Annotated in this window: 26 protein-coding genes; 20 read left to right on the forward strand and 6 right to left on the reverse strand. The window is 48.0% G+C overall.

Annotated elements, in window-relative coordinates:
- Complete coding sequence (locus QVC96_RS07565; RefSeq protein WP_287688770.1) at nt 1-966, reverse strand: ABC transporter substrate-binding protein; 966 nt, start codon at nt 964-966, stop codon at nt 1-3.
- Between the two features lie 214 nt (nt 967-1,180).
- Here QVC96_RS07565 and QVC96_RS07570 point away from each other — a divergent pair, with 214 nt between their 5' ends.
- The 4 genes from QVC96_RS07570 to QVC96_RS07585 all read left to right on the forward strand — a co-directional run bounded on the left by QVC96_RS07570 (nt 1,181) and on the right by QVC96_RS07585 (nt 4,432).
- Nucleotides 1,181-2,185, forward strand: coding sequence for a potassium channel family protein (locus QVC96_RS07570; RefSeq protein WP_238026525.1), 1,005 nt, complete (start codon nt 1,181-1,183; stop codon nt 2,183-2,185).
- 140 nt (nt 2,186-2,325) lie between these two features.
- The gene (locus QVC96_RS07575; RefSeq protein ID WP_287688771.1) at nt 2,326-2,610 is read left to right on the forward strand and encodes an OsmC family protein; all 285 of its coding nucleotides are present in this window, start codon (nt 2,326-2,328) and stop codon (nt 2,608-2,610) included.
- Between the two features lie 284 nt (nt 2,611-2,894).
- A complete protein-coding gene (locus QVC96_RS07580; RefSeq protein ID WP_287688772.1) occupies nt 2,895-3,524 on the forward strand; it encodes a hypothetical protein in 630 nt (209 codons plus the stop codon).
- A 38-nt stretch (nt 3,525-3,562) separates the two neighbouring features.
- Nucleotides 3,563-4,432 (forward strand): hypothetical protein, encoded by an 870-nt coding sequence (locus tag QVC96_RS07585; protein ID WP_287690450.1) that lies wholly within the window; start codon nt 3,563-3,565, stop codon nt 4,430-4,432.
- Between the two features lie 9 nt (nt 4,433-4,441).
- Here QVC96_RS07585 and nrfD read toward each other — a convergent pair whose 3' ends face one another.
- Nucleotides 4,442-5,509 (reverse strand): NrfD/PsrC family molybdoenzyme membrane anchor subunit, encoded by a 1,068-nt coding sequence (nrfD, locus tag QVC96_RS07590; protein ID WP_287688773.1) that lies wholly within the window; start codon nt 5,507-5,509, stop codon nt 4,442-4,444.
- 120 nt (nt 5,510-5,629) lie between these two features.
- On the opposite strand from nrfD, the gene QVC96_RS07595 reads away from it, so the two are divergent.
- From QVC96_RS07595 to QVC96_RS07645, 11 genes are all read left to right on the forward strand, one after another.
- Nucleotides 5,630-6,490, forward strand: a complete 861-nt coding sequence (locus QVC96_RS07595; protein ID WP_287688774.1) for a tetratricopeptide repeat protein — start codon at nt 5,630-5,632, stop codon at nt 6,488-6,490.
- A 43-nt stretch (nt 6,491-6,533) separates the two neighbouring features.
- Entirely contained in the window at nt 6,534-10,838 is a 4,305-nt protein-coding gene (locus tag QVC96_RS07600; RefSeq protein WP_287688775.1) for a twin-arginine translocation signal domain-containing protein, read from the forward strand.
- Between the two features lie 25 nt (nt 10,839-10,863).
- Complete coding sequence (locus QVC96_RS07605; protein ID WP_287688776.1) at nt 10,864-11,724, forward strand: 4Fe-4S dicluster domain-containing protein; 861 nt, start codon at nt 10,864-10,866, stop codon at nt 11,722-11,724.
- 17 nt (nt 11,725-11,741) lie between these two features.
- Complete coding sequence (locus QVC96_RS07610) at nt 11,742-12,395, forward strand: molecular chaperone TorD family protein (RefSeq protein WP_287690451.1); 654 nt, start codon at nt 11,742-11,744, stop codon at nt 12,393-12,395.
- Nucleotides 12,395-13,870, forward strand: coding sequence for a 4Fe-4S binding protein (locus tag QVC96_RS07615; RefSeq protein WP_287688777.1), 1,476 nt, complete (start codon nt 12,395-12,397; stop codon nt 13,868-13,870). Before QVC96_RS07610 ends, QVC96_RS07615 begins: the two co-directional genes overlap by 1 nt.
- Nucleotides 13,867-14,445, forward strand: coding sequence for an HAD family hydrolase (locus tag QVC96_RS07620; protein ID WP_287688778.1), 579 nt, complete (start codon nt 13,867-13,869; stop codon nt 14,443-14,445). The genes QVC96_RS07615 and QVC96_RS07620 overlap by 4 nt, the downstream gene beginning before the upstream one ends.
- Nucleotides 14,445-14,849 carry a DUF2299 domain-containing protein gene (locus QVC96_RS07625; RefSeq protein WP_287688779.1) on the forward strand — a complete coding sequence of 135 codons (405 nt, stop codon included), beginning with the start codon at nt 14,445-14,447 and terminating at the stop codon, nt 14,847-14,849. The genes QVC96_RS07620 and QVC96_RS07625 overlap by 1 nt, the downstream gene beginning before the upstream one ends.
- A gap of 28 nt (nt 14,850-14,877) precedes the next feature.
- The gene (locus QVC96_RS07630; protein WP_287688780.1) at nt 14,878-15,795 is read left to right on the forward strand and encodes a mechanosensitive ion channel family protein; all 918 of its coding nucleotides are present in this window, start codon (nt 14,878-14,880) and stop codon (nt 15,793-15,795) included.
- Between the two features lie 31 nt (nt 15,796-15,826).
- Nucleotides 15,827-16,300 (forward strand): hypothetical protein, encoded by a 474-nt coding sequence (locus QVC96_RS07635; RefSeq protein ID WP_287688781.1) that lies wholly within the window; start codon nt 15,827-15,829, stop codon nt 16,298-16,300.
- A 251-nt stretch (nt 16,301-16,551) separates the two neighbouring features.
- Nucleotides 16,552-17,436: an SPFH domain-containing protein gene (locus QVC96_RS07640; RefSeq protein WP_238026552.1), complete on the forward strand. Its 885-nt coding sequence runs from the start codon at nt 16,552-16,554 to the stop codon at nt 17,434-17,436.
- The gene (locus tag QVC96_RS07645) at nt 17,399-17,821 is read left to right on the forward strand and encodes a hypothetical protein (protein ID WP_287688782.1); all 423 of its coding nucleotides are present in this window, start codon (nt 17,399-17,401) and stop codon (nt 17,819-17,821) included. The genes QVC96_RS07640 and QVC96_RS07645 overlap by 38 nt, the downstream gene beginning before the upstream one ends.
- A gap of 83 nt (nt 17,822-17,904) precedes the next feature.
- On the opposite strand, the gene QVC96_RS07650 is transcribed toward QVC96_RS07645, so the two are convergent.
- Nucleotides 17,905-18,393, reverse strand: coding sequence for a hypothetical protein (locus QVC96_RS07650; RefSeq protein ID WP_287688783.1), 489 nt, complete (start codon nt 18,391-18,393; stop codon nt 17,905-17,907).
- Between the two features lie 146 nt (nt 18,394-18,539).
- On the opposite strand from QVC96_RS07650, the gene QVC96_RS07655 reads away from it, so the two are divergent.
- On the forward strand, nt 18,540-18,893 hold the full coding sequence (locus QVC96_RS07655; RefSeq protein WP_287688784.1) for a hypothetical protein: 354 nt from the start codon (nt 18,540-18,542) through the stop codon (nt 18,891-18,893).
- Nucleotides 18,894-18,901: 8 nt separating this feature from the next.
- Here the strand turns inward: QVC96_RS07655 and QVC96_RS07660 are convergent, their stop codons facing one another.
- Nucleotides 18,902-19,561, reverse strand: a complete 660-nt coding sequence (locus QVC96_RS07660) for a sulfocyanin-like copper-binding protein (protein ID WP_287688785.1) — start codon at nt 19,559-19,561, stop codon at nt 18,902-18,904.
- A 167-nt stretch (nt 19,562-19,728) separates the two neighbouring features.
- Between QVC96_RS07660 and QVC96_RS07665 the strand changes: the two genes are divergently transcribed.
- Nucleotides 19,729-20,487, forward strand: a complete 759-nt coding sequence (locus tag QVC96_RS07665; protein WP_287688786.1) for a hypothetical protein — start codon at nt 19,729-19,731, stop codon at nt 20,485-20,487.
- A gap of 123 nt (nt 20,488-20,610) precedes the next feature.
- Here QVC96_RS07665 and QVC96_RS07670 read toward each other — a convergent pair whose 3' ends face one another.
- Entirely contained in the window at nt 20,611-21,357 is a 747-nt protein-coding gene (locus tag QVC96_RS07670; RefSeq protein ID WP_287688787.1) for a transposase, read from the reverse strand.
- Between the two features lie 47 nt (nt 21,358-21,404).
- Here QVC96_RS07670 and QVC96_RS07675 point away from each other — a divergent pair, with 47 nt between their 5' ends.
- From QVC96_RS07675 to QVC96_RS07685, 3 genes are read left to right on the forward strand one after another with little or no spacing between them, the layout of a single operon-like run.
- Nucleotides 21,405-21,893, forward strand: a complete 489-nt coding sequence (locus tag QVC96_RS07675) for a helix-turn-helix domain-containing protein (RefSeq protein ID WP_238027283.1) — start codon at nt 21,405-21,407, stop codon at nt 21,891-21,893.
- Nucleotides 21,865-22,062, forward strand: coding sequence for a hypothetical protein (locus tag QVC96_RS07680; RefSeq protein ID WP_287688788.1), 198 nt, complete (start codon nt 21,865-21,867; stop codon nt 22,060-22,062). The genes QVC96_RS07675 and QVC96_RS07680 overlap by 29 nt, the downstream gene beginning before the upstream one ends.
- A complete protein-coding gene (locus tag QVC96_RS07685; RefSeq protein ID WP_287688789.1) occupies nt 22,059-22,397 on the forward strand; it encodes a transposase in 339 nt (112 codons plus the stop codon). Before QVC96_RS07680 ends, QVC96_RS07685 begins: the two co-directional genes overlap by 4 nt.
- Nucleotides 22,398-22,413: 16 nt before the next feature.
- On the opposite strand, the gene QVC96_RS07690 is transcribed toward QVC96_RS07685, so the two are convergent.
- Nucleotides 22,414-22,737, reverse strand: coding sequence for a hypothetical protein (locus tag QVC96_RS07690; protein ID WP_287688790.1), 324 nt, complete (start codon nt 22,735-22,737; stop codon nt 22,414-22,416).
- Between the last annotated feature and the right edge of the window lie 44 nt (nt 22,738-22,781).

Here is a 22,781-nt window from a genome sequence, read left to right on the forward strand (position 1 = left end):
CTAGAACACCGGGAGCGTTACGTTGAGCTCCCTCATCACGTAGGAGGAGTTAACGTAACTGGGCGAGTTCCCCTGCATGATCTCCCTCATCATCCCAACTCCGTAAACTGCAAGAGGTCCTGGTTCGTTTAGAAGGTCTGTGGGTAGGTTCTGGGAAAGAATGTATATCCTGTGATCCTGATAGGCCCTCGTTGAAGCTATCCCAGGTATGTGGTTTATCATGTAGGTCGTGTAACTTAGGTTATATATTTCCTGAACCACAATTACCTGGGGATTGGCCAAGGTCAGGGATGAGGGCCCAAGTAGGGGATATCCGCTCCGATTGGCGAATACATTCACTCCTCCTGCCTCCTCTATCACGTTATTGATGAAAACGTTCCCTCCCGCAGTATAGAATTCGTAGTTGGGACAGATCCAGATGAGGTAAGCAACACTGGTGTTTCCGTGAGAGGTATACCTCTGAAGGGTTGAGTTCATCCACGAGACCAGTTCCTCACCCTGGGTTCTGGTTCCAAGCGAGCTGGAGAGGTTAATGATGGAGTTCTCTATCTGCGTGAAGTTCTGGGCGTAATCGTCGTTGGTGAGGATCACGTTCAGACCCGCTTCCCTTAACTGGTTCAAGTTACTTCCTATGAGTCCCTCTTCATCCACCACGAGGGATGGATGCAGTAGAACTAACCCGCTCACGTTAATTGACTCTCCCTCCTCCAATACCGTGACGTTGCTCGGCAGGTAACGTGTTGCGTTTACCAGTTCGAGAAGGGAATAGGAGTAGGAGTCCACACCTACCAGCTGTTTTCCCAATCCCAGGGAAACTAGGATTTGGGTATCACTGGGAGCTAGGGACACAATCCTTTGAGGGTGAGAATTGCTCGAGTAAACAGGTCTATTCAGAAGATAAACTGAGGAAAACGCTATCAAAACCACTACCACAACAGCTATCCCGACGACGAGCCTTGAGTTCATGGGTTTGGATAGGCTATCCATATATATAAACTTGATGCGAATCCCAGGCTCAGAAGGACATTACGTCGCAGGACATCTAGGGATCTTGTGACAGTTCGTAATGTTTAAATTACTCTAAACTTTGTCACAGGTAATGAGATCGGTGAGGTGTGGCATTATTTCCAGGAGCGTAATAACAGGGATATTGCCCCTAGAAATCTTAGGTCGATGAGATATGACGTGGAGATCCCTCCTCTTAGATATCCTCGAGTATGCTGTCGCACCTTACTCCGTTCTCAGGAAAATATTCCCACAGGTTATGATGCTGGCGCTGGTGGTCCTGTCCAATGCTGTGATTTTTGTCACCTACCAGCACCTGGACTGGATCTCTGCAATTTATGCGGGTGTGAACGTTGTCACCACGGTCGGGCTCTATGCTCCCAATATTAACCAGATGCCTTCCATTGAGAAACTACTCTTGGTTGTAACCATAATAATGGCAGTAGGCCTTTATACCAGCATCATCCAGTCTATGGTGAACACTGTAGTCAGGAGGTCTTCGTGGGCTGACGCGAGGGCTAGATGGAGGGGATCTCACTTGAAGGATCACATAGTTCTCATAGGGACAGGGAGGGTGATAGTGAGTGCTGCTAGGAGACTGGAAAAACTGGGAAAGGAGTACATAGTACTCACGAATTCCAAGGAAGTACTGGAACAGTTAAAGGGCGACAGGGTGATACTGGGAAACCCTGAGGACGATAAGGACCTAATGAGTGCAGGGATTCCTTCAGCATCATCCGCAGTTATAGCTATGGAGGATGATACCAAGACCCTTCTTGTAACCCTGAAGGTTCAGAAGATTAACCCTCCACTCAACACCATCTGTGTGGTAAAGCAGGACTCCCTCATCGACGTGTTCAGGACTGCGGGCGCGGACGAGGTTATTCCCTATGAGGATATAGTTGGGAGAATCACTGCAGCTGCCTCCATTGCAAAGAACGTAGGAGGAGTTATCTTCACGATGGACAGGAAGGCAGACATGGTGGTGGGATTTTTTGATGTGAAGAAGGAGGTCAAGATGTCTTCCCTGCCCAGCGACGTGGTGCCCATCATCATTGTGGATAGCGGAAAGCTTAACCCCTACTTCTCCAAGGATACGGTGTTGAAGCCAGGGCAGACTCTAATCCTCCTGGGAAATCCTGATAAGTTCAAGGAGATAACCCAGATGGTCTCACAGTAAGTAGTTGAATTTAAACCATTTTCTTAACAGATGAGTTTATGGAAATCAGTATTAACCTCTTTGGGGGTCCAGACTCTCCCTCTGCATAGATTGGAACCACGGTTAAATCCGTTGAGGAGTTTTACGAAGATGGTCCCCTAATGGCCTTTCTTGTCTCCATCCCTCACTGTATCTTCAATTCCATTTATAATGTGGCTGAAAAGGAGGGAATGAAACTAAAGTGTAAGGTTAGGGCAAGGTACGTTCTAGACGAGAAATTCCTGAAGACTGGTATCTATAAGTTCGCGAGGATAATCTTGGAGGTAAGTAGTCAGGACTGCGACGAGGAGGATCTGAAGGACCTAATCAACAAGGTCAAGACGGAGTGTCCAATCTACCTGAGCCTCATGGACAGGATGGAGATTCGTGCGGTTAAAGGTGGATAATTTAAGAGAAAATATTCTCTATAAATATTCTTTTATGTTGATTAATCTTCTTAGTAGTGCTATACGGATTTTAACGTGGTGAGATATTCTTCAATAAAGTTCGTATTGAAATGAAAATCGTTCATAGATGAGCGATGACATTTACCTTAAAAGTGAAATTTAATTGGAAGATAATTGGGACAGAACTGAAGGACTTTTAGGTAAAATGGACTTGAAGGGATTTTCAGGAAAGTACTATTCTTAGGATAAAAACTATATAAGTTAGGCCAAAATATTCATTATTAATGTCAGTATTGTTCCTAGACCCCAAGGACATTGAGATACTGGAGTTTATGGTGGCAATGTTACATATCTCGTCATACAGACTATCCAAGATTTCAGGAATACCTGCCTCGACGGTTTGGAGAGTTCTGGTGAAGTTAAAGTCACTGGGGCTCATTACCAAGGATGGGAGGGAATTCAGCATAACTCCCCGCGGTCTTGTAATGGCCTATTACCTCACCAAGAGACAATCCATACGTGAGACTGCCCTGCAAAATCTTAAGGAAGCGTGGAAATATGAGGGGTCTCTCGAAGAGTTGAGAAGTTTTCTGGCCTCTCTTCAGGACTTCTTGATGAGATTTGAGATTTCTCCCATGAGCATATGTTTCAATCAACCCCTCTCTGTGATTAGCCTCATGCTACCCAGGGCCAAGGACCTCGATGAACCAAGCCAGCGCGTCTTAGCCAGGTTCATACTCCGCACCTTCCCCTCTGTGGTGTTACCCTCCGGATGCAAGGCGGTATTGAGCTTTGACCAGAATGGAGAGCCGTACGCCCTTGCCGCTGATTGCAAGGAAGATGGAGTGCACCTGTTTCACAAGTGTGCCCTAATCAACTCTGTTGTTAAGGCGGAGGTAAAGGGTCGTAAGTAGTGGATCTGCAAAGGTTTTTATTCAACTCATCTCTCTTGATGAGGAAGGGCCTTCACCCGGTTATTATTCTAAGTGGGTGCCAAAGAAAACATCCTACCCCCATTTACCACCTTCCGCCAGGTGAGACCAAGGAGTTAAGACTTTGCGTGAAGCTTGGCGTCAGGGAGGACTCGCGTTGTCCCTTTCTTTATCCATCCCTTAGGGAGGAATTTCATGAGAGGGTAATAAGAGGCAATCCGAGTAAGGTTACTATAGCTGGAGTGGAAGGACTTCTCTTCGTGGACGTTTTGCATCCAGAGAGAAACCAACGTATATTGAAGGCGATTCTGAGCAATATTGTCACCACTTTTGGAGTAGCAGAATACCAAGTGGAGGTTATAGATGACATTGTAGGTTTCTCCTGGGGTATGGTGGACGCACTCCCCTCAATAAGGGAAGGAATGGTTATAGGAATGATAAACAGACCCGGGGGTCTAGCTCCAGTGAGAGCACTCTACAGGATATTGAATGGTGCCCATGACTACTTCTCAAGAAGGGGTATTGACCCAGAACTCATTGAAAAGCTGGCCGAAGAGTCTCTGGAAAGGGCAACTAAGATCCTGAAATTCCATGGGGTATATCCCATAAACCTCACGAGAATCGGTATACTGAACCTGAGGGAGGCGTTGAATTTGGGATACTCCATGGACCTTGAAATACCCAGTCCCTGGTACGGTGAACTGGTTGAGGCAATAACTCCCCTTGTTCAGGACCCGATGCAGTCGGAGTTACTCTTCCTCGTAATAGGGGAGAAAGGAGAAGTGGAGGATTCCCTGAAAGAGGCAGAGAGGGTGGGTTTTCCAACCTTTCATGTGGGAAAAGTCCTAGAGAAAGGAGATGTTATTAGAATAAAAAAGAAACAGGATTAACTTAGTCTTTTATCCTCTCCATCCGAAGCTTCCTATTGGTACAGGCTGGTTGGTCACTATCTGGAACGGTGTCATAGGCGCTAACTGGTAAGCATACTGTCCTGCGAATAGTATGTCTGCCCTGGTCAGGTATCCAGCAACCAACGCGAAGATTGCAGCTACAACAACAAGGTACTTCACTGCGGTGGGAACGTCCATTACAGGCATTTGTCCTACTGCCTTGGATGGAGCCTGAGCCTTCATTCCCATAATAGGCAAACCGCTAATGCTCAGGTAACCTATTCCCGAAATCACCAGCGTGAGCGCAGTGAGTGCCATATCAGCGTAGAATGAGGCCTGAGATACTAGATAGTTGTAGGCAACTTGGTCAAAAACATAAATGAAGTTAACAGATGCCATGAACAGGAACCATGTGGCAAGTTCCGCAACGCTGGAAAACATCAGCAACTTGGTCAGAGTCACCCTGGCCCTAATCATGTCCTCACTCTTCCCGACCAAGGCAATGAGGTAAGCCAAACCTGTGGCGGCAAATATTCCGTCAGCCAGATAAAGTGCAGGGATTCCACCATTATTCCAGAAGGGAACCCCAGTAGTTGCAGCAAGTTCAAAACCGCTATACGTCGTGGAGAAGATGCCTGCGAAAACGCCTATCACAGCAATAATGCCTCTAATCAGCCTGCTCTTCATGTTAGCTAAGGTTACTACCATGTACAGGAACGAGAATAGCAGGAGACCACCAACGAACACTATACCCCTGGCCATCCAGGAATGTCCAAGGTTCGCAAAAGCTTCAATGGGCGAAGCAATGGCAGCGGAAGGTCTTCCAAGATCCATATCGAAGAATCCGAGAGCAAGGATTGCAGCGATAAAGGTTACAACTGAGGCCCTCCTGGTGAAGGATCCATATTTATCTGTAACTTCCATTAGGCCTATAATTGCCATCAGCATTCCTGCAATTTCCGTGAAATAGAGGGCTAGCGCAACATATTCGCCCCACAGTGGATACTGGTTTATCTGTATAATTGGTGCCTGAATTCCGAAAGAGGTCCCTGGAGAAGGTGCGCTAAATAGACCCATCTTTATCTGATTCTCTGGTTTACATTATTAATTTAAATAAAGTTTCATTTCACCATACCGATATGTTTAAGAGAACATATTTTCCCCAAGTCTTTTTTCCTTCCTTGAGGATGGTTACAAGTGGACGACATTCTTAACAGGGCTGAGGAACTCATAGGGGAGGACAGACTGGAGGAGGCAATTTCACTGCTCAGGAATGTGGATCTTGTCGAGGCGTACATCTTGAGGTCTGAGGCACTACGTAGATTAGGGAAAGTGGAGGAAGCGTTAAGGGAACTGGATGCGGGATTGGAGAAATTTCCGTTCAGTTACGTTATTCTTGCAACCAAGGCTGAGGTTTTAGAAAGTATGGGGAGGTTGGATGAGGCTCTTGATACCATTGACCAAGTCCTGGCTATATTACCATATTCCTCTGAGCACAGGTTCGTGAAGGCTAGATTACTTTTCAAGCTGGGGAGATATGAAGATGCCAATCTTGAACTAGCTGAAGTCCTGAGGGTTAATCCCAGGAACGTGGACGCCAGGATCATGAAGGCGTTTTCCTATTACAACATTGGACTCAAGCTTGACGCTCTGTCTGAGGTGAACAGGGCCCTGGCATTCAAGAAAGATGATCCAAAGCTTCATGCCCTTAAGGGAAGGATTTATTTTGAGACGGGTTATCAGAAACTAGCCCTGAGTGAGTACAAGATAGCCTCCCATTATGAACCCGAGAACCCCGATCACTATTATGACATCGCCCTCTGTTATTATACACTAAAGATGATGGATGATGCGCTCCTCTACGTGGACATGGCCATTGCAAGGGGGAGTAAGGCCTCCTATCATGCACTCAAGGCAGCAATACTTAACGAGATGGGCAAGGACCCCTCACAGGAGATCAAAACAGCCCTTCAGCTTGATCCCTCCATCAAGCCAACTTTGGAGAACCTGTTAGGTGTAAAAATATCTCCGGAAGGAAATATCGATAAAATGAAGTGAGTTCTTAAATAATCTAGGCAAGTTAATCGACTCTAGATAAATAATGAGCCACTTGAAATTGTCCAGAAGGGACTTTCTTAAGGTAGGCGGTGCAGCTGCACTTGGTGCTGCCCTCATTCTAGGAGGCAACACAGTGGCCAAGAAGATATTTGATACATTCTCTGAGACAAATTACACTCTTAATTACCCCAGTGACGAGATTGTTTACTCCAACTGTTTCCAGTGCCTGGGGAGATGTGCATTAGAGATTGTGAGAACTCCCACAGGATTTCCCAGGTTTATCACCGGGACCATAGGATGGCACATTAATGACGGTGGCGTATGCCCTAGAGGGGCGTCTGACGTTTATTACTACTTCGCTCCAGCGAGGTTAAGATATCCTCTCCTAAGGGCTGGGGACAGGGGATCAGGTAAGTGGATGGCAATAGATTACGATACTGCGTTCGACATCCTCGTAAACGGTGCCTCGGCCAAGAGCTGGAGCAACCTGGGGGTTACCCCACAGGATCTAGGAGTTGCCAATTTCCAGGGTCTCATGCAGATAAGGGAGACGAACCCACATTCTCTGGTCTTCATGCAGGGTAGGGATCAGCTTATCCCTGGAATCACTGCAGGATTCTTTGCAGGAAACTACGGGACCGCAAATGCGGGAGCGCACGGAGGATTCTGCTCCATGAACGTGTACACTTCGGGCGTATATGTGACGGGTGGCCCAGTATGGGAATATGCCGGTCCTGATGAGGAGAGGGCCCAGTACTTCATTTTAGCAGGTCTAGCTGGAGATCACTTCCCCAACTGGATGAGGAGGATAATTGCCAGGATAAGGGAGAATGGAGGGAAAGTTGTCACAATTGCCCCTGAAAGATTTGGATTCTACTCCGTTTCAGATGAGCATCTCTTCATCAATCCAGCCATGGACGGAGCACTAGCCATGGGATGGATAAGGGTTCTGGTTGACTTCCACTATTACGTGTATAAGGCCTATCTAGCCTCCACAGGGCAAGGTCCTGCAGTCATTAACCCAATTACCCTTACACCAGTGCAACCTGCCTACGATGCGTCCTCCGGCCAGCTCGTAATGCAGACTGTTACTCCCTCAGGTCAGGTGCAGGCTATACCCAGCCTTGGTGATATCCCCAGCACTGCCGTGTTCCCGCATATTGACGAGGAGTTCCTCAGGTACTATACAAACATGTCCTGGCTTGTCATAGTAAATCCAAATCCACAGAACGGTGACGCTTTGGATCCCACGGATCCCACTGCAGGAAATAATGTAGGCCTTCATCTAAGGATGCCCGTCAACAACCCGGAGTACAGTAGTGCTCATCCTTGGCTAGAGGCGATAATGGGAAATGACGGCAATGTCTACTCCTACGTGGACACCCCATGGCAGAAGAACGTGATGCCAATTCTCACAATGGACGAGCTTCCTTCAGGTATGCAGTCAAGTATAGTGCAAGTTCCCTACAAACTCAAGAACGGGACGTCAGTTAAGGTCCCGGCCATCCAGGTAACAGTCCCCAAGGCTTTAGGTTCCTCAGAGACCATAACGCTCACCGTGACCACCGCATTTGAGCTATTTAGGGCAGAACTTCTCAACTACGATCCATATACCCCCTTCTCTTCCTCACCTCAATACGGAGCCTTGAATGTCGCCTATCTAGCTGGTATACCTCATAATACTGTGGTGACAATAGCTAATGAACTAGCTACTGTAGCTTTCCAGAAGTCCATTTATGAACCGGCACAGTGGGTAGACTATCTAGGTCGTTATCATGATCATGTGATTGGAAGACCGGTCTCAATTTACTTCATGAGAGGTCTAGCTGCACATGCCAACGGTTTCATGAGCTCAGCTGCCTACTACTACCTTGTCCTTACCCTTGGTGCCTGGGATAATCCTGGCGCTGATCTGTACAAGTATCCGTATCCTCACTACTTCCCTGGCCATGCCGTACCTCCACACCCGCTAGCCAATACCCCGCAGATAGATTCCAATATAGCCTCGGCCATAAGCGGGATGAATCTCTCCATACCCAAGGGTAGATCTGGATTCCTCAAGACTGAGTATATCTACAACGATGGAACGGTGGACATAAAGAACGTCACTGTGGTGGGAGCGGGACCCTATGGATATCCGGATGGACCAGATGACCTAGTCTTGTTCAGCACAGGAAGACCCTTGCTCATTGATAGAGGCTATAGCTGGGAGTTACCCCTGTCGACTCAGAGGTCGATCTCAGCCGTGGCTTACACTGCTTACTTTGCCAACAACTACCCGAACCAGGTTATGCCCTACACGGTCAATGCAATGATGTGGTATATTACTGCTCCTTACTGGAATAATGCCTACGCATTAACGGATCTATTACAAAAGGTTACCGAGAAAGGCAGTGACGGTAATTACGTGATACCATTCACGATCAGCTTCGATCTGTTCATGCAAGAGACTAACAACGTGGTTGACCTGATAATGCCTGACTTGTCATTCCTTGAGATATATGGATTCCACAGTATCTTCGATAGACCCACCAGCTTGCCTCAGGGCCCATCTGACTCTCTGAACTGGCCAGCCTTACCATCTATGTATCCAGTTCTATGCACTGGGGATACCCTACTCACCTTGCTCTGGTTGCTCAGAGCTTATCCAGGCCAGACGTCCATAACTCCCACGGATAATCCCCACTACACCACGCAGGATCCTATAACTGGCGGGAACCTGATTAGTCCTGTGAGTGTGACAGACCCAGTTAGCGGAACTCAGATATTAACCCAGGGTCAGCCCGGTCTCATCTCCACAGCTATGTATATCCTTAAGTCAGGAACCCTATTGGCAGGATACGGAAGCAACTTCGAGTACATACTTACGGACGCTGAGGGTAAGCAGGCTCCCAACCCTCAACAACTTAAGCTATATGCCTCCTTCGTACCAGCTTCATCCGATCAGCAGAGCGTAATTAACCAGATATTAAGCAGTGTGCCATCTGGGCAAACCTTCTCCACTGCTCCTACCTTCAAGATAGGGGCCAGTGACAGATCCTCAGGAACAGAACATTACTTCAGGATTCCGGTGAAGTTCCAGCCAGGCCTACAAACTAAGCTTCAGGACATAATTAACAAGTACGCTCCTAACATGTCTCTCAGCGACATTAACCCTGGTTACGTTAAGGTAGGGAAGGGTGGAGCTGTTTACGTGCTTCCCCCATCAATTAGATACATGAGAAACGTGAACATGTTCTACTTTTTGGGATGGGGAGCCTACATGCCAGCAGGATATGGACCAATAGGTCTACCCTACGTTCACAGGATTTACCTGGAGTACCTTCAGAAGTTTAGGTTAGCTGCGGCAGGTAAGTGGACCGGGTATAATGCAGCCTACTACTATTACTATTTAAAGACCGGAAACGCGAATCTAAAAGTACCTTCAGTGTTACCCAATGATAGCTATGGCCAAGCTTTGGCAAAGAACATACTGGACTATCACAGACCCTTCGGTGGGTATTATCCACCACCAGCCTGGGCTTCCAACATAACGTCAGATGGAATCAACGAGAGCGAGTATCCCTTAACGTTCTTCGTTAGAAGGCATGACAGGGTGTATCATACTTGGTCGTTCAACGTCCCATGGTTGATTGCAATCATGCCATACACTCCTGTGATGTTGAGTTCTGCAGATCCATACGTGAAGAGTATGGGCATACAGAGCGGAGATATGGTGCAGTTTGAGGCCATAAATGAACCTTGGAGTGGAGGTCTCAGGACCACGTTAACTGCGGTAGCATTCCTAGATAACGCTACCAGGCCAGGTGCTGCGTGGGTGATAGTCTCCGCTCAGGCATTGCCCGGGTTCAGAGGTCAAACGCCTGACTCACCTCAGGTGAAATACAGCATACTCAATAACTGGGCCAACATAGCTTACATGCCACCCTCTAGGGGTGGTCAGCTCTCCCCGACCACGGATAAGGCTTTCCCCATCATGTACCTTGATCCCATTACCGGTCAAACCTCGTGGCATGATAGCAGGATAAAGTTTGTGGGCAAGTCCTCCTCAACCCAGGTTCAGGTGACAGCAAACAAATTCGTGTATATGGGCCAGGACTTCTCCAATCAGGACATACTATCCACAATACTCAACCAGATGGGAGGTCAAATCTCGGTGAGTAATTCCCCATCCACGCCTACATTCGCCCATCCGGTGAACGTTCCTCACCTAAGATTTGACGCAAACAACATGACCTCAACAAGCATATGGAGCTTCGTGTCACCAAGCTCCCTAGCCCCAGGTTACACCATAGGTACCTACAAGGTGAGGTATGGGTTTGCAACCGATCCCTCAAGTCAAGGGTGATTTTCAGGTTTTGAGGTGATGTAAATTGTCCCAAACCCCACAAATTCAGTTGGATATTAAGCAAGGTGGAGTCCAAAAGGCTCTGCCATATACCCCTGTGGCAAACTACGCCATAATAACTGACCTGAACAAGTGCTTCGGATGCGCAGGTTGCCAGATGTCATGCAAGGAGTGGAACACCTCCGGAATGTTCGGCCCATTACCGGATCTGGATCCCTACGGAAACTTGGACGTAATGTTCTGGCTCAGGGTGCTATACGTGGAGGTTGGTAACTATCCCCAGACCAAGGTTTACAACATTCCCATCAACTGCTTCCATTGCTTGAACGCTCCATGCGTAGAGGTATGCCCTGTGGGCGCTACCTTCAAGAGAATACAGGACGGAATAGTCCTAGTGGATTATGAGGAATGTATTGGAACCAAGTACTGCATATACGCCTGCCCCTATGGTAACAGGTTCTTCGATTATATTGAAGGCGTGACCAAGAAGTGCACCCACTGTTTTGACAGAATATATGATCCAACCCTTCCGCCCGAGGAGAGGATACCCGCCTGCATTCACGGATGCATGGTCCAGGCAAGGATTTGGGCCAATAGGTTAGACCCCACCAATCCTGGTAACATACTCTTCGTGGATAAGGGAGGCTTCGTCCTAGGCCCGGAGACAGGTGCCAACCCAGCAAGCGGCTATTTACCGTGGCACAGCGCCTATGCAGCAGATGATGACGTGGAGCTGTTGAGCCAGTCAGAGTACTATAACGTGTGGACCTCCAATGGAGTGGTTCAGCTTGGTGCCCAGGGGAATAACTCGACCTACACTGAGACCCAGGGGAATAACTCGACCTACACTGAGAGTAACGGGTCGGGTTCCAACTCAAGTTCTTGATTTTTTAGGTGATCCATCTGTCAGTTTCCATTCTAGATGTTTTGAACGTGAGACATTCCACCTACGATATGTTCTCAGACCTCTTCCTGTACAAGTTTGATGTTAATGAGTACCAGCAGTTACTGGAGAAGGTCCGTCTCCTGGAGGAGAAGTTGGGCAAATACATGGAGGAAACAGGAGTAGAGATAACGGAGATCAGGAAAGCGCTTGAGGAGAGCAAAAGGAGCGACTATCTGATAGAGTATTCGTCCCTCTTCATTGCGGGAGTTGGGGTGAAACCGCTTATCCCGGTAGAGAGTAAGAGGCTCTTCTCCCTCATGGGCGAGAAGATTGCTACCTTCAAGTATAATGACGTGGTAAGGTTTTACAGCTCAAGGAGTCTGGTGCCCAGGTTAGGTTCCCAGTTCGCCCCAGAGCCTGACCATATAGCCTCCCTGCTGGCTTTCATGTCACTCCTGGTGGAGGAAGAGTTTCAGAGCAGGAGTACGGGAAGGGATGCCTTCAAGATTGTCCAAGATCAGAAGAACTTCGCCACATCCCACCTCTTTTCCTGGATACCCGACTGGATAAATGACGTCATCCATGATCCAAGGTCCAGGATATACAAGGTAATTTGCACTCAGCTGGGAAACTGGCTCAAGTTCGAAAAGGATTTCTTGGGTGAAAGGTAGTGCTCAATGCAGGTCTCCTGGTCTCTAAGAAGGCAAGGGAAATACTGGGAGACGATGTTCTTAGGACTGTGTTCGATGAGGCCAGGCTCTCTTATGTAGCAGAGATTGGTGATTTCATCTTTGAGGATCTGAAACAGAACGATGTCAAATCCCTTCTCGTCGTGAACGAGGGAAGTAGAGAGACGTGGATGGAGGATATAGACCAGAGGCTTGGAATATCTCCCCTGGCCGTGACTACCATACCCTACACCTGGTTTGAGAACAAGAGCAGGGATTTCGTTCTCGCTCTCCTTATGGGCTACTCCTCCAGAGCCCAGCTCATGGACCTGGCGTACAGGGTTCAGCCCACAAGGGCTTCCACGATCTCCAGAAGATCATTAATTAGATTGAAGGTATATGAGTACAAGCCCTATCCCGTCCTTTTCGACGAGGTTCACGCTGAGAGGGAAATAAACAAGGCCGTGGAGGCATGTCCGCTCAACCTGGTGGTGAAAGCCCCGGAAGGACCATCGGTGGGTTCACCCGAAAAGTGTACGGCCTGTGGGTATTGCAGTGCCTCTTCCTATCTAGGATATTTTGAAGTTCCAACGGCCACAACAGATCAGGTTGTTGCATTTATTAATGCGGTGGTGAGATATTACTCCAAACCAGCTTCACTGATGTTCACTGATGGAATGCCTTCGCAGATTGTTGAGGGGGTCTTCCCATTCGTTGTACCCTGCGTGGCCTCGGTTCATGATTCATTTGTACTGGCAAGCTACTCAGCTGGATTGACGCCCATAATTCACGTATCCTCCAGTTGCGGTAGCAAGGAGATGGCTCTCAAGAGACTAGAAGAGATCCCATCCCATTTCCCGGGAACTGACCTAAAGGTTAGGAAGGCCAAAGATGACGAGGAACTGAGAAAAGCGCTTGAGTTACCCCTCTTGGATCTGGGAAAGTCTACCATTCCCTCTGAGGTCCTCCTTCATAGAAGCAGGAGAAGATCCCTTCTTCTCTGGTCAATTGAAGAGATGTCAAGGAAGGTCTCCATGAACCAAGAGGGCGTTGTTCCAGGGGTATACAATGTGACCGTTGACCCCAACAAATGCGTTCTATGCGGAGTGTGCGTGAGGGCGTGTCAAATGCTTGTACCTGACCTGAAGGGCAACGACAGCCTAGAACTCACTTACAATATACCCTACTGTATTGGCTCAGAGAGGTGCGTGAAGAATTGCCCAGAGAACGCGGTTTCCGTAACAGGTTTCGCCAGGATCTCAGATCTCAAGAAGAAGACCATGAACAAGACGAAGGTGGCCAAGTGCAGGATCTGTGGAAAACCTATAGGGTCAGAGAAGGTTAAGGTAAGGGTGGACTCAATGTTGATATCCCAGGGACTTCAGGGCACGGCCCAATACACTGACGTGTGCAATGAGTGTAAGCAGAAGGAGTTAACTAAAATATGGTTGGAGAGACTTCTGAGTGGTAAGAGATGATTCCCTACCTCATAGACGTGGAGTCCGTATTTGACTTTTCCTCAGTGAAGGGGATAGATCTTTATAATGAGATTGCAAGCTCCGTTCCCAAGTATTATCCACCCAAGGAGCTGATTAAGATCGTGATCGGTACGCTCGACCTTTCCTCCGTGAAACCTTATCCAGACGCCCTTTTCCTTGAGGAACTGAATTATAGGGCGAGGATCTTCCTCATCACCAACCTCCCGAAGCTGGAGACCAAGTCCCTGCTAATGAAATACAACCTAGACGTGTTTGTGCAGGATGTAATATCCCCGGAGGACGTGAACAGGTATCACCCATCACAGGAAATGTTTTCCCATGCCGCTAAGCGAGCTAACACCGTGATGGGGGTGATGAACTTCGTCACGTCTAGGGTGGGTTATGCCATCAAGGCCAGATCCCTCGGAATGAAGGTCACTCTGCTCAGGAATCAGGTTAACCTTCCTCAGGACCTAGGGATAGGGTTTAAGCGAGACCTGATTTCCCTTGCTGAGAGCATGGCGCAACATAAGGTGGACACGAGCATGGGAGACTCAGCGTTGAGGTGCACCTGATGGCCACTGACACTGAAATCTTCACTTGGTTCAAGGAGCTCGGGATGAAGGTAGACAAGGTTACCAGTGGAGGGGTTTATTTCCATTTCACCGTCTCACCTCCCATGGTAGGCCTTCCGGTATCTGTGATAAGGACCACCCCAGAATCCACCTACTACATAGTCGCGGTCATCTTGGATCTGGACCAGTCCAAATTCAAGGACAACCCTTCTCTTATCTCTCAGGTTAAGAGGGAACTCCTCAGGCTCAATGTGGAGTTCTTCTTTACTCCTGACGAGAAGGCTCCTAGGAGCGTGCAGATTGCTAGGATTCTGTTCGCAGAGGGTTTATCCAAGAACGAGGCACTGAACACTGTCACACTTATAAAGAACGCTGCCCTGCTTGTCCTAGAGCTCCAAAAGTAATATTTTTGCGAAATCCTAGAACTTAGTTATGTCGAGAAATGAGAGTAGAATATTTGCACTCACAATCTCCTCTATTATAGCCATGGTTGTTATAGGAGCAGCAATCTACATCCTGGGGTCCATGAAGTTGTTGCCAGGAAACTACATTCTGTACCTCGAGTTAGTGATCTGGATAGTGGGAGTTCTCCTTGTTAGCTACCTTCTATCTCTCTTAGTCAGGAGGAGGCTCTCCACAGTTATAGGAGTAGATAACGCCTCCTCCCTGGGTTTCGTCATAAGGGTTATAGGCTACGCCCTGGCGCTGGCGGGAGCTGTGTCAGTCTTTAAGGTGGGTTTGGGCGAGGCACTGGCTGCAGGTGGATTTGCAGGCCTGGTCCTAGGTCTCGCATCGCAGGACGTGCTCTCAAATGTATTTGGAGGGATAATGCTCCTTCTCTCACGTCCCTACAAAGTAGGTCAACGGATCACGGTATCCACTTGGCAGTATGGCCTAGACTTTCCAACATATTCACCTAAGTATTTCTCCACGGATTACCTCATACCAGGCTATACTGGAACAGTGATTGATGTAACTCTCCTCTACACCATAATACAGACAGACGAGTTATCTGAGTTAAGGATCCCGAATAGCATCATGATACAGGCTGCCATCTTCGTCCACGACAAGGAGGAGAAGCGTAAGGTGAGAACTAGATACGAGATTTCGAAGGATTTTGACCCAGATATGGTTGCGGAGAGGATAAAGGAGGAGTTGAGTCATATGGAAGGTCTACTTGCACCACCTGTAGTCAGGGTACTGGAAGCAACTCAGACGTCATTTATCTTTGGAATTGATGTGGTTGCAAAATCCGTTTATGAGGAACCCGTCAGAAGTGAAGTCATAAAGAGGGTTACAAGGGTGGTGAAGTCCCTGTCCCGTGAAGAGAAAGTAAATGAAAGTAAATAGAATTTTTAAACTCTCCTGCGTAATAGTTGTTATGACGAAAGAGCTGACCCCACTCGAGAGACTTCAGTTAATTGTACCGGGGTATAGGGGTTATAAGGCTAAGGATCTAATTAGACAGGATGACTTCCTGATAAGGTCCTCCGTTAAGATGAAACTGGAGAACACATTGAACAAAATCGCTGAACTGGAGGCACAGATAGTTTCCACTTCTCCCTTCTCTCCAGAACTCAAGAAATTGGAGTTCCTTGCATCCAAGATCAGGACGCTCATATCTGAAATGGTTGCATCTCAAGGGGGAGGAGCGGACGTATACGCAAGATATAAGATTACTACTGAGGCCCTTGATGAGATAGTGAAGAATGATCTGAACCTGATAAGCATAGCAGATCAAATCTACAATGACATCAGTTCAGGAAAAGTGGACTCAATAGATTTCATGCTGAATCAATTGCGAGATATAATGGTGAAGAGGCAGGAATTATTCTTCCCACCGGAATACAGATGAACTATTTCACAAGGCCACTACAGCGTTGAGATTTGTGGTAGCATCACTACTTGGCACTCTGTAATACGATAACACGGCGTATATTCCCTGATGCTGAAATCCCATGTAAGTATATAACGAGATCTTCAGGATCTTTCATAGTCAAGACTAACTCGCATCGGAATCTTAGGTTGTGCTGAGTTAAGCAACTTTGGCTAAAAGGGAGAAAAATAATGTGAAAAGGTTTAAAATATAGTATACAAGTGATTCATATGTCTCTTCAAATTAGAGGTCAGGTAATCAGCACGGAGAGAGATGACGGAACTTCCTTCATGGCCCCCGACGTTCTGGTCTTTAGGTATCCCAGGGAGCAGGTCACATCGAAGTCTATTTTCATAGTTCAACCCACGGAAAACTGCGTTGTTATCATTCAGGGACAGGTACAGGCTGTACTTCCTCCAGGCACGCATAATATTCAGTCTCCGCAAAATCCTCTCTCCTCTTTCATGGCAAGGTTCAGGTATAACCAATTACCCTTTGATACCATTGCCCTCTTTATATCCATGACAAGGCACGAGGTCAGGATTCAGGGAAAGAGCCAGACAGACGATCTGGTTCCACTGGACTACGAAGTTGCCGTATACTATAGGGTGACCGATGCAGCTAAACTGGTTGTAAATATTCAGTTCGCTGGGGCCTTTTTCAAGGATGGGGACTTAGCAGCGTATCTAGCACCCATCATAGATCAGGAAGTTAGCTCTATTCTGAACCAGGTGAAACTTGTGGACGTCTATAAAAAGTTCGGAGATATATCGACCGCTGTAACCGCTGCATTGAAACAATTCCTAGCAGAGCTAGGAGTGGAACTAATCTCAGTCAGGGTAACCAGACTAATTCCTGAGGATCCAGAGCTCAGGAGAATAATTCAGCTTAGAGATCTTGGCCTAGACGTTGAGAAGGCTGTGAGGATGGGACTGGCTAGATTGCTCACTGAACAAGGTAATCCAGCAAGCGTTAACATGGCTATAGGCACTCCTTACTACCCCAACCTCTCCACACTGGTCAATCTACCCCAGAGGCTCCTTCAGGTATCCATGGGCTCTTCATCCCAGACGGAGGGTGAGAGCAACGAGCAAGATCAATCCAAGAGCTCTTAGCTGGAACGTAGGAGCAGGAATAGGTTACTCCTTCATCCTCACAATAATCATGGCCCTATCATCCCTAATCCTCAAGGGCTTCTATCCTCCTTTCCAGTTCTCCATTGCGCCGGTGAAGTCGCTTATAGTTTCGCCCGTTGAGGGAGTAGTGCAGTTACTGATATTGCTGGTACTTTTGGCCTTCGTCTTTCCCACAAGGGGTGAAATTATCTCAAAGGAGCTGAAGAACGTGAGGAAGCTTGCCATATTCGTGGTCGTGGGTTATCTTATCCTATCTCTTCTTCCCTACGCTATAACCACAGGCTACATCCAGACTTATGTGGGACTGGTTATTGCGTTCAATATCATCAATGGAGTGGTTGGAGGCGTGGGTTCCAGTCTTTAGTGGAAGGTCAGATCTGGAGGACTTTTTTGGTCTCGCAACTGGTCAAGGTAACATGAAGTTAACGAACAGGACACAGTAACCGGTCACTTCTGTCCAATCTTGAGTGAGAGAAAACATCTTTTCCTGGAAAGGCAGTCTGGTTCCCCTCCCTTACTCCTGATCCTTAGGAAAGAGGCTAGGGTAAATTCCATGAGGGAAGTGATGAAGGCGTAAACTTCTGCTTCTTCAGTCTCTTCAGGATCCTGTTGCAAACCCTCCACTATCTCCTCTTTCTCCTCTAGGTATTCCGACTTATCCCTATACACGATCTGGAACATCATATCGTCATTTTCGTATCCCTCGGTTGCCCTTTCATCGTCAAAATAGAAAGTCCCCCATTTAGCCTTATGTGGCTTTCCTGTCATCTCCAGTTTATCCACGAAGAACTGGCTAACTATTTCCTCCAGCTCCGTCTCAATATCCCCAACCTGCAACGCGTTCAGAAGGGGATAGTCGTAAAAGGTGTCAGAGCTAAACCTAGTGCATATATCCGCAAACTTCCGCCATCTCAACACCTTGTCCTCAAATCTCATCTCCCGCTATTCCTCTTTAGATGAGTAGGCGTCCAGCCATTTTTAATATATGTAAACATGTCCTTTACTTTGGTAGTTTCACTTCAATGAATTTGGTATCACTTGTCCTATCTTAAATAGTATCACTCCTCAATATATAGATTAGCATGATTGGTCTCAATTCTTCGGACTGGCATGTTACGTTCAGTGATATAATTGACGCTAACCTTCTGAGGAGGAGATATCAAGATTATGAAAAGTCCCTAAAGAGGAGTAAGCCAAGGGATCTTATGCTCGTGGTGAAAGACTTTCTCGCCTTCGTCAAGGGTCTAAAGACCAGCGTAACATCCTCCTGGCTCGCCAGTAATCTTGCGGAGCAGGAGAGAATAGCCAAAAGGATATTTACAGTGTTGAGGTTAAGATACTTCATTCTCTTCCTCTACAGAAAAATTGTGGATGGTCTGGTCACAAGACTACTGAACCTGATCAAGTCCCTGGTTACCCAGATCTCCCTTACCTGACTTCTTTTTTAGTTCATTTCGTAGGGCACTGTGTAGTTTCCTGAGTAAAGGTCTATCCACATTCCGCTCTCCGCATGTCCAGGTATGGGGCAGGCTATCCAGTAATATCCCTGGGGGAGGTCCTTCAACAGTCCTGAAACTGATGTTCCTCCTGATATTCCATTCCCGTCATTGTAGCCTATCTCGAAGATGATTTTACCATCTTGGGAAAGGATCAGCTGATTTGGAATTGGGGTGTTGTTCTGAACCACGGCCAGAGCATGACCTGTGGGTTCTGGGTTATAGAAGGTGAAGAAAATGCTCCAGTTGGCAGGGATGTATATCTTCATTTGACCGTTGGTAGTTCCATTGTAGTTTAATGGATTGGACGCTGTAGGCGACGCGTAAAGGTAAATAAACACGGTGTGGTTCTGCGCATTATAGTTAAGTTTTACCGCACCAGGAGGTAGCTGTTTGGTCTGGTTAGTGCTGGTATTTGTCACGTTGGAAGTGACGTTCTCACTCTCTGACGTGTTTGTGCTAACCTTGGTTGTGTTGTTTGTCTTTACTGATACATTCGTGGGAGTAACTGTGGGCTGAGTGGTTGTATGTCTCTGGGCAATCAAGAACACTGAAATACCTATTAATGCAATAATTATTATAACTAATCCAATTTGCCAAATCTTCATAGGATTGGGACATCAAGTGACTCTTTAAGTTTTTACCCAAATTTGGTGTATCGTTGAAAACCTTTGCTATAAACAATTAACTCACGCTGAACTACAGAACGTGGTAACCTCCATCTAGAAGTTAAACAAAACAAGGCTAATTAATTACAGTCGTAACTATTTAATAGATGAGGGTCAAAGCCTTTCTCCTGATACTGCTCTCCTTCCTGATCTTCCTGGCCATTTCATTGCTTCATCTCCCGCTCTGGTTATCGCTTCTTTCCGCCCTGATGTTCTGGGCAGGCGTAAGTCTCCTAGTGTTCCCCAGACTTAAATGGGGTGGGGGAAAGTATTACAGGATAACGTTCCTTACTTACTTCGTTTACCACTCCCTTGTTTACTCCGTTGTTCTGGGTTTGCTGGAACCGGGCGGGATAACGGCCCTCAGATTTGTGGGGCAGATACACGTGGGTTACGGTTTTGAAGTCCCTCCCCCGGTTGAGTTCTTCCCCTACTGGATATCCCAGTCCCCCGCGCTCTGGATAATACTGGGAGGTTACGAGGCTGACATTGTTCCTTATACAATCTTCATGGGGCTTCTCCTGGGCAATCTCATGGGGCTTAACGTTTCCTATATCAATAAACTTTCCTCGTCGAGGGAAAAGGGAGGGATAGCGATGTCTTTCCTTCTCTTACCTTCACTGGGAATAGTGTCAGGAGCTTCCTGCTGTTTGGCTCTTCCCACCATAGTTCTCTATACCCTTGCCCTTTCCATACCTTCTATAGCCTCTCCAATCCTCTTGGTTCTATCCTCGCCCACCTACTTCAATTTCGTATATTACGGATTGCCTATTCTCTCTGTTCTGGCCCTATACGCGAATCTTCGGCTTCTCGTGAGGGTGTTCCTATCGTGTGAGTATAGGGGTAGTTCAAGTAACCCCTTATAACTTGGTGACATCAATGAAAGAACACTTAAATTAACCGGGGAGTTAATTGGCTTGGAAGACGTTGGGTCTAAACTAGTTTGTTGTATATTTCACGTTTAGAATTCATTTAGCACTTTTCGGAACTTACCTTAGACTGAACAGTTTCTTGACATCACCAACCTCGAGGTAAAGAGTTTTAAGCAGGCGGGAGAGCCGTACGACTCCCAGGCTCTCCCCAAGGACGTATCTCAGGGAGAGGAGGAAGTTCAACGTGATCGAGATGAGCTTGACGTAACCAAGGTTCTTACTCCACGTCCTGAACGAACCATTCTCCAGGCCCAGAGCCTTCAGTTCCCTTATCACCACCTCCACGTCCCACCTGTTCTCCCATGCGGTGAGTATCTCCTCAGGGGACATGGAGAGGTCGGTGGAGAAGAGGTATCTCCTGCCGTAACCCTTATAGTCCAGTACAACTAACTTCACGGGGACTCCCAGGTACGTGACGTGGTGCTCTCCCTCGGGGAGGAGTCCAACGGGCACGGACCTGTCACCCTCGACGACCCGTGCGCTGGACTTGAGGGAGGACACCACGTCTGAGAGGAGGGTCCTCCCGTTCACGTACCAGGAGTCGAAGGTTATGACCTGTACGTTGAGCTCCCTCCTCAACCTGTCCAGGACCTGGAGGGTCATGTCCACCTTCGTGGAGAAATTCAGGTCCTGTCCCACGGCCTTGGCCATCTCGGCCACCTTCCTGGCCACGTACGCGTCTACGTGGACCAGGTACACCTCGCCCGTGACCAGGTCCCTCACCGTGACCACCAGGAGCTGGATGGCGGGGATGAAGGTCCCCTTCACCCTGGAGTAGAAGAACATGGCCAGGTTCCTGGACACGGTAGTACTTAGGTAAAGTTTTTATCTTGGTATTACTAATATAGAATGTGGAGGAATTAGAGAAGGCTTACAGGGAGGAAAAGAATGCTAGGATAAGGCAGAGAATACTGGGGGTGAAGATGTACCTCGTGGACGGGTTCAGGGAGTACAGGGTGGCCGAGGTCCTCGGGGTTTCGTACTCAACGGTGAAGAAGTGGGTCGCGAAGTACAAGAGGGGAGGGGTCGGAGCGTTGAGGGATAGGCCAAGGTCGGGTAGGCCCAGGAAGTACTCCAGCGAGGAGGTGAAGAAGGTGCTGGAGACAAGTCCCAGGGAGCTGGGATACAACCTGGAGGGGTGGACCATGAGGGCGCTGAACGCTGAGCTGAGGAAGAGGGGGATAGTTTACAATAGGTATCACCTTTACAGGGTAGTGCACCAGCTGGGGTACGGTTTCGTGACGCCCAGGCCGGTGAACGCCAGGGCCGAGGTGGAGAAGCACCGCGATTTTAAAAAAAGTGAAGGAACTGATGGGACGCAGGATAGCGTTCTTCGATGAGACAAGGGTGGTGGTGGGCACCACGGTGAGGAGGTGCCTCGCCAGGAGGGGTTCCAGGCCCAGGATCAGGGTGAACCTGGGCTTCCAGCACTTCTACGTCTTCCTCGCCCTTGACGCCATTTCAAGGAAGGTGCTGTACACCCTCTACAACTCTCCAGCAAGAACATGAAGAGCTTCGTTTACAGGATGGAGAGGAAGTGGGGCAGGGAGACCAAGTACCTCGTCCTTGACAACCACTCCTCCCACAAGACGGGGGCTATCCTGGACCTGTTCAGGAGAAGGGGAGTGAGACCCGTTTTCACCCCAAAGTACTCGCCAGAGCTAAACCCTGTGGAGAGGATCTTCAAGGACCTGAAGTTCCACCTTGCGAACAGGTTCTTCAACAACGTGGAGGAGGCAAGGGAGGAGGTGAGGAGGTTCTTCGAGGAACATCATGATCAGTTTAATCTTGATGTGGTCCAATATCTGGATTTAGATGAAATAGAGGTAGAAAACAATGGATAAAAACTTCCACAAAGTACTAGGGCATGGCCCTGGCGTAGGCCTTCTCGTCGAAGGTATCGTCCACCGCCACCTGCACTGGATGATCTCCAACCAGGAGCTTCACAGGTGGGAGCAGGTCAACCTCGGCCAGCTCGTCTAGCTTGCCCAGCACGCTCTCGTAGTCGAAGCCCAGGGCCTCGGCCATACTCGCTAGGCTTCCCCTCTCCGAGATCACAGCCAAAAGCAGCTTCCTCACAACGTCAGCCCTGAACTTCCTGAGCACCTCCCTCAGCGCGTTCAGGTAATCCCTCCTCCACCTTAGCGCCTCCTTCAGTTTCCTCAGCCACTTACCCCTTCTCATTATTCAAAACTCGTATTACCCTGGTAAAAAACTTTTCAAGGGCC

Source organism: Metallosphaera javensis (ex Sakai et al. 2022) (assembly GCA_021654415.1).
GTDB classification, from domain to species: Archaea; Thermoproteota; Thermoprotei_A; order Sulfolobales; family Sulfolobaceae; genus Metallosphaera; species Metallosphaera javensis.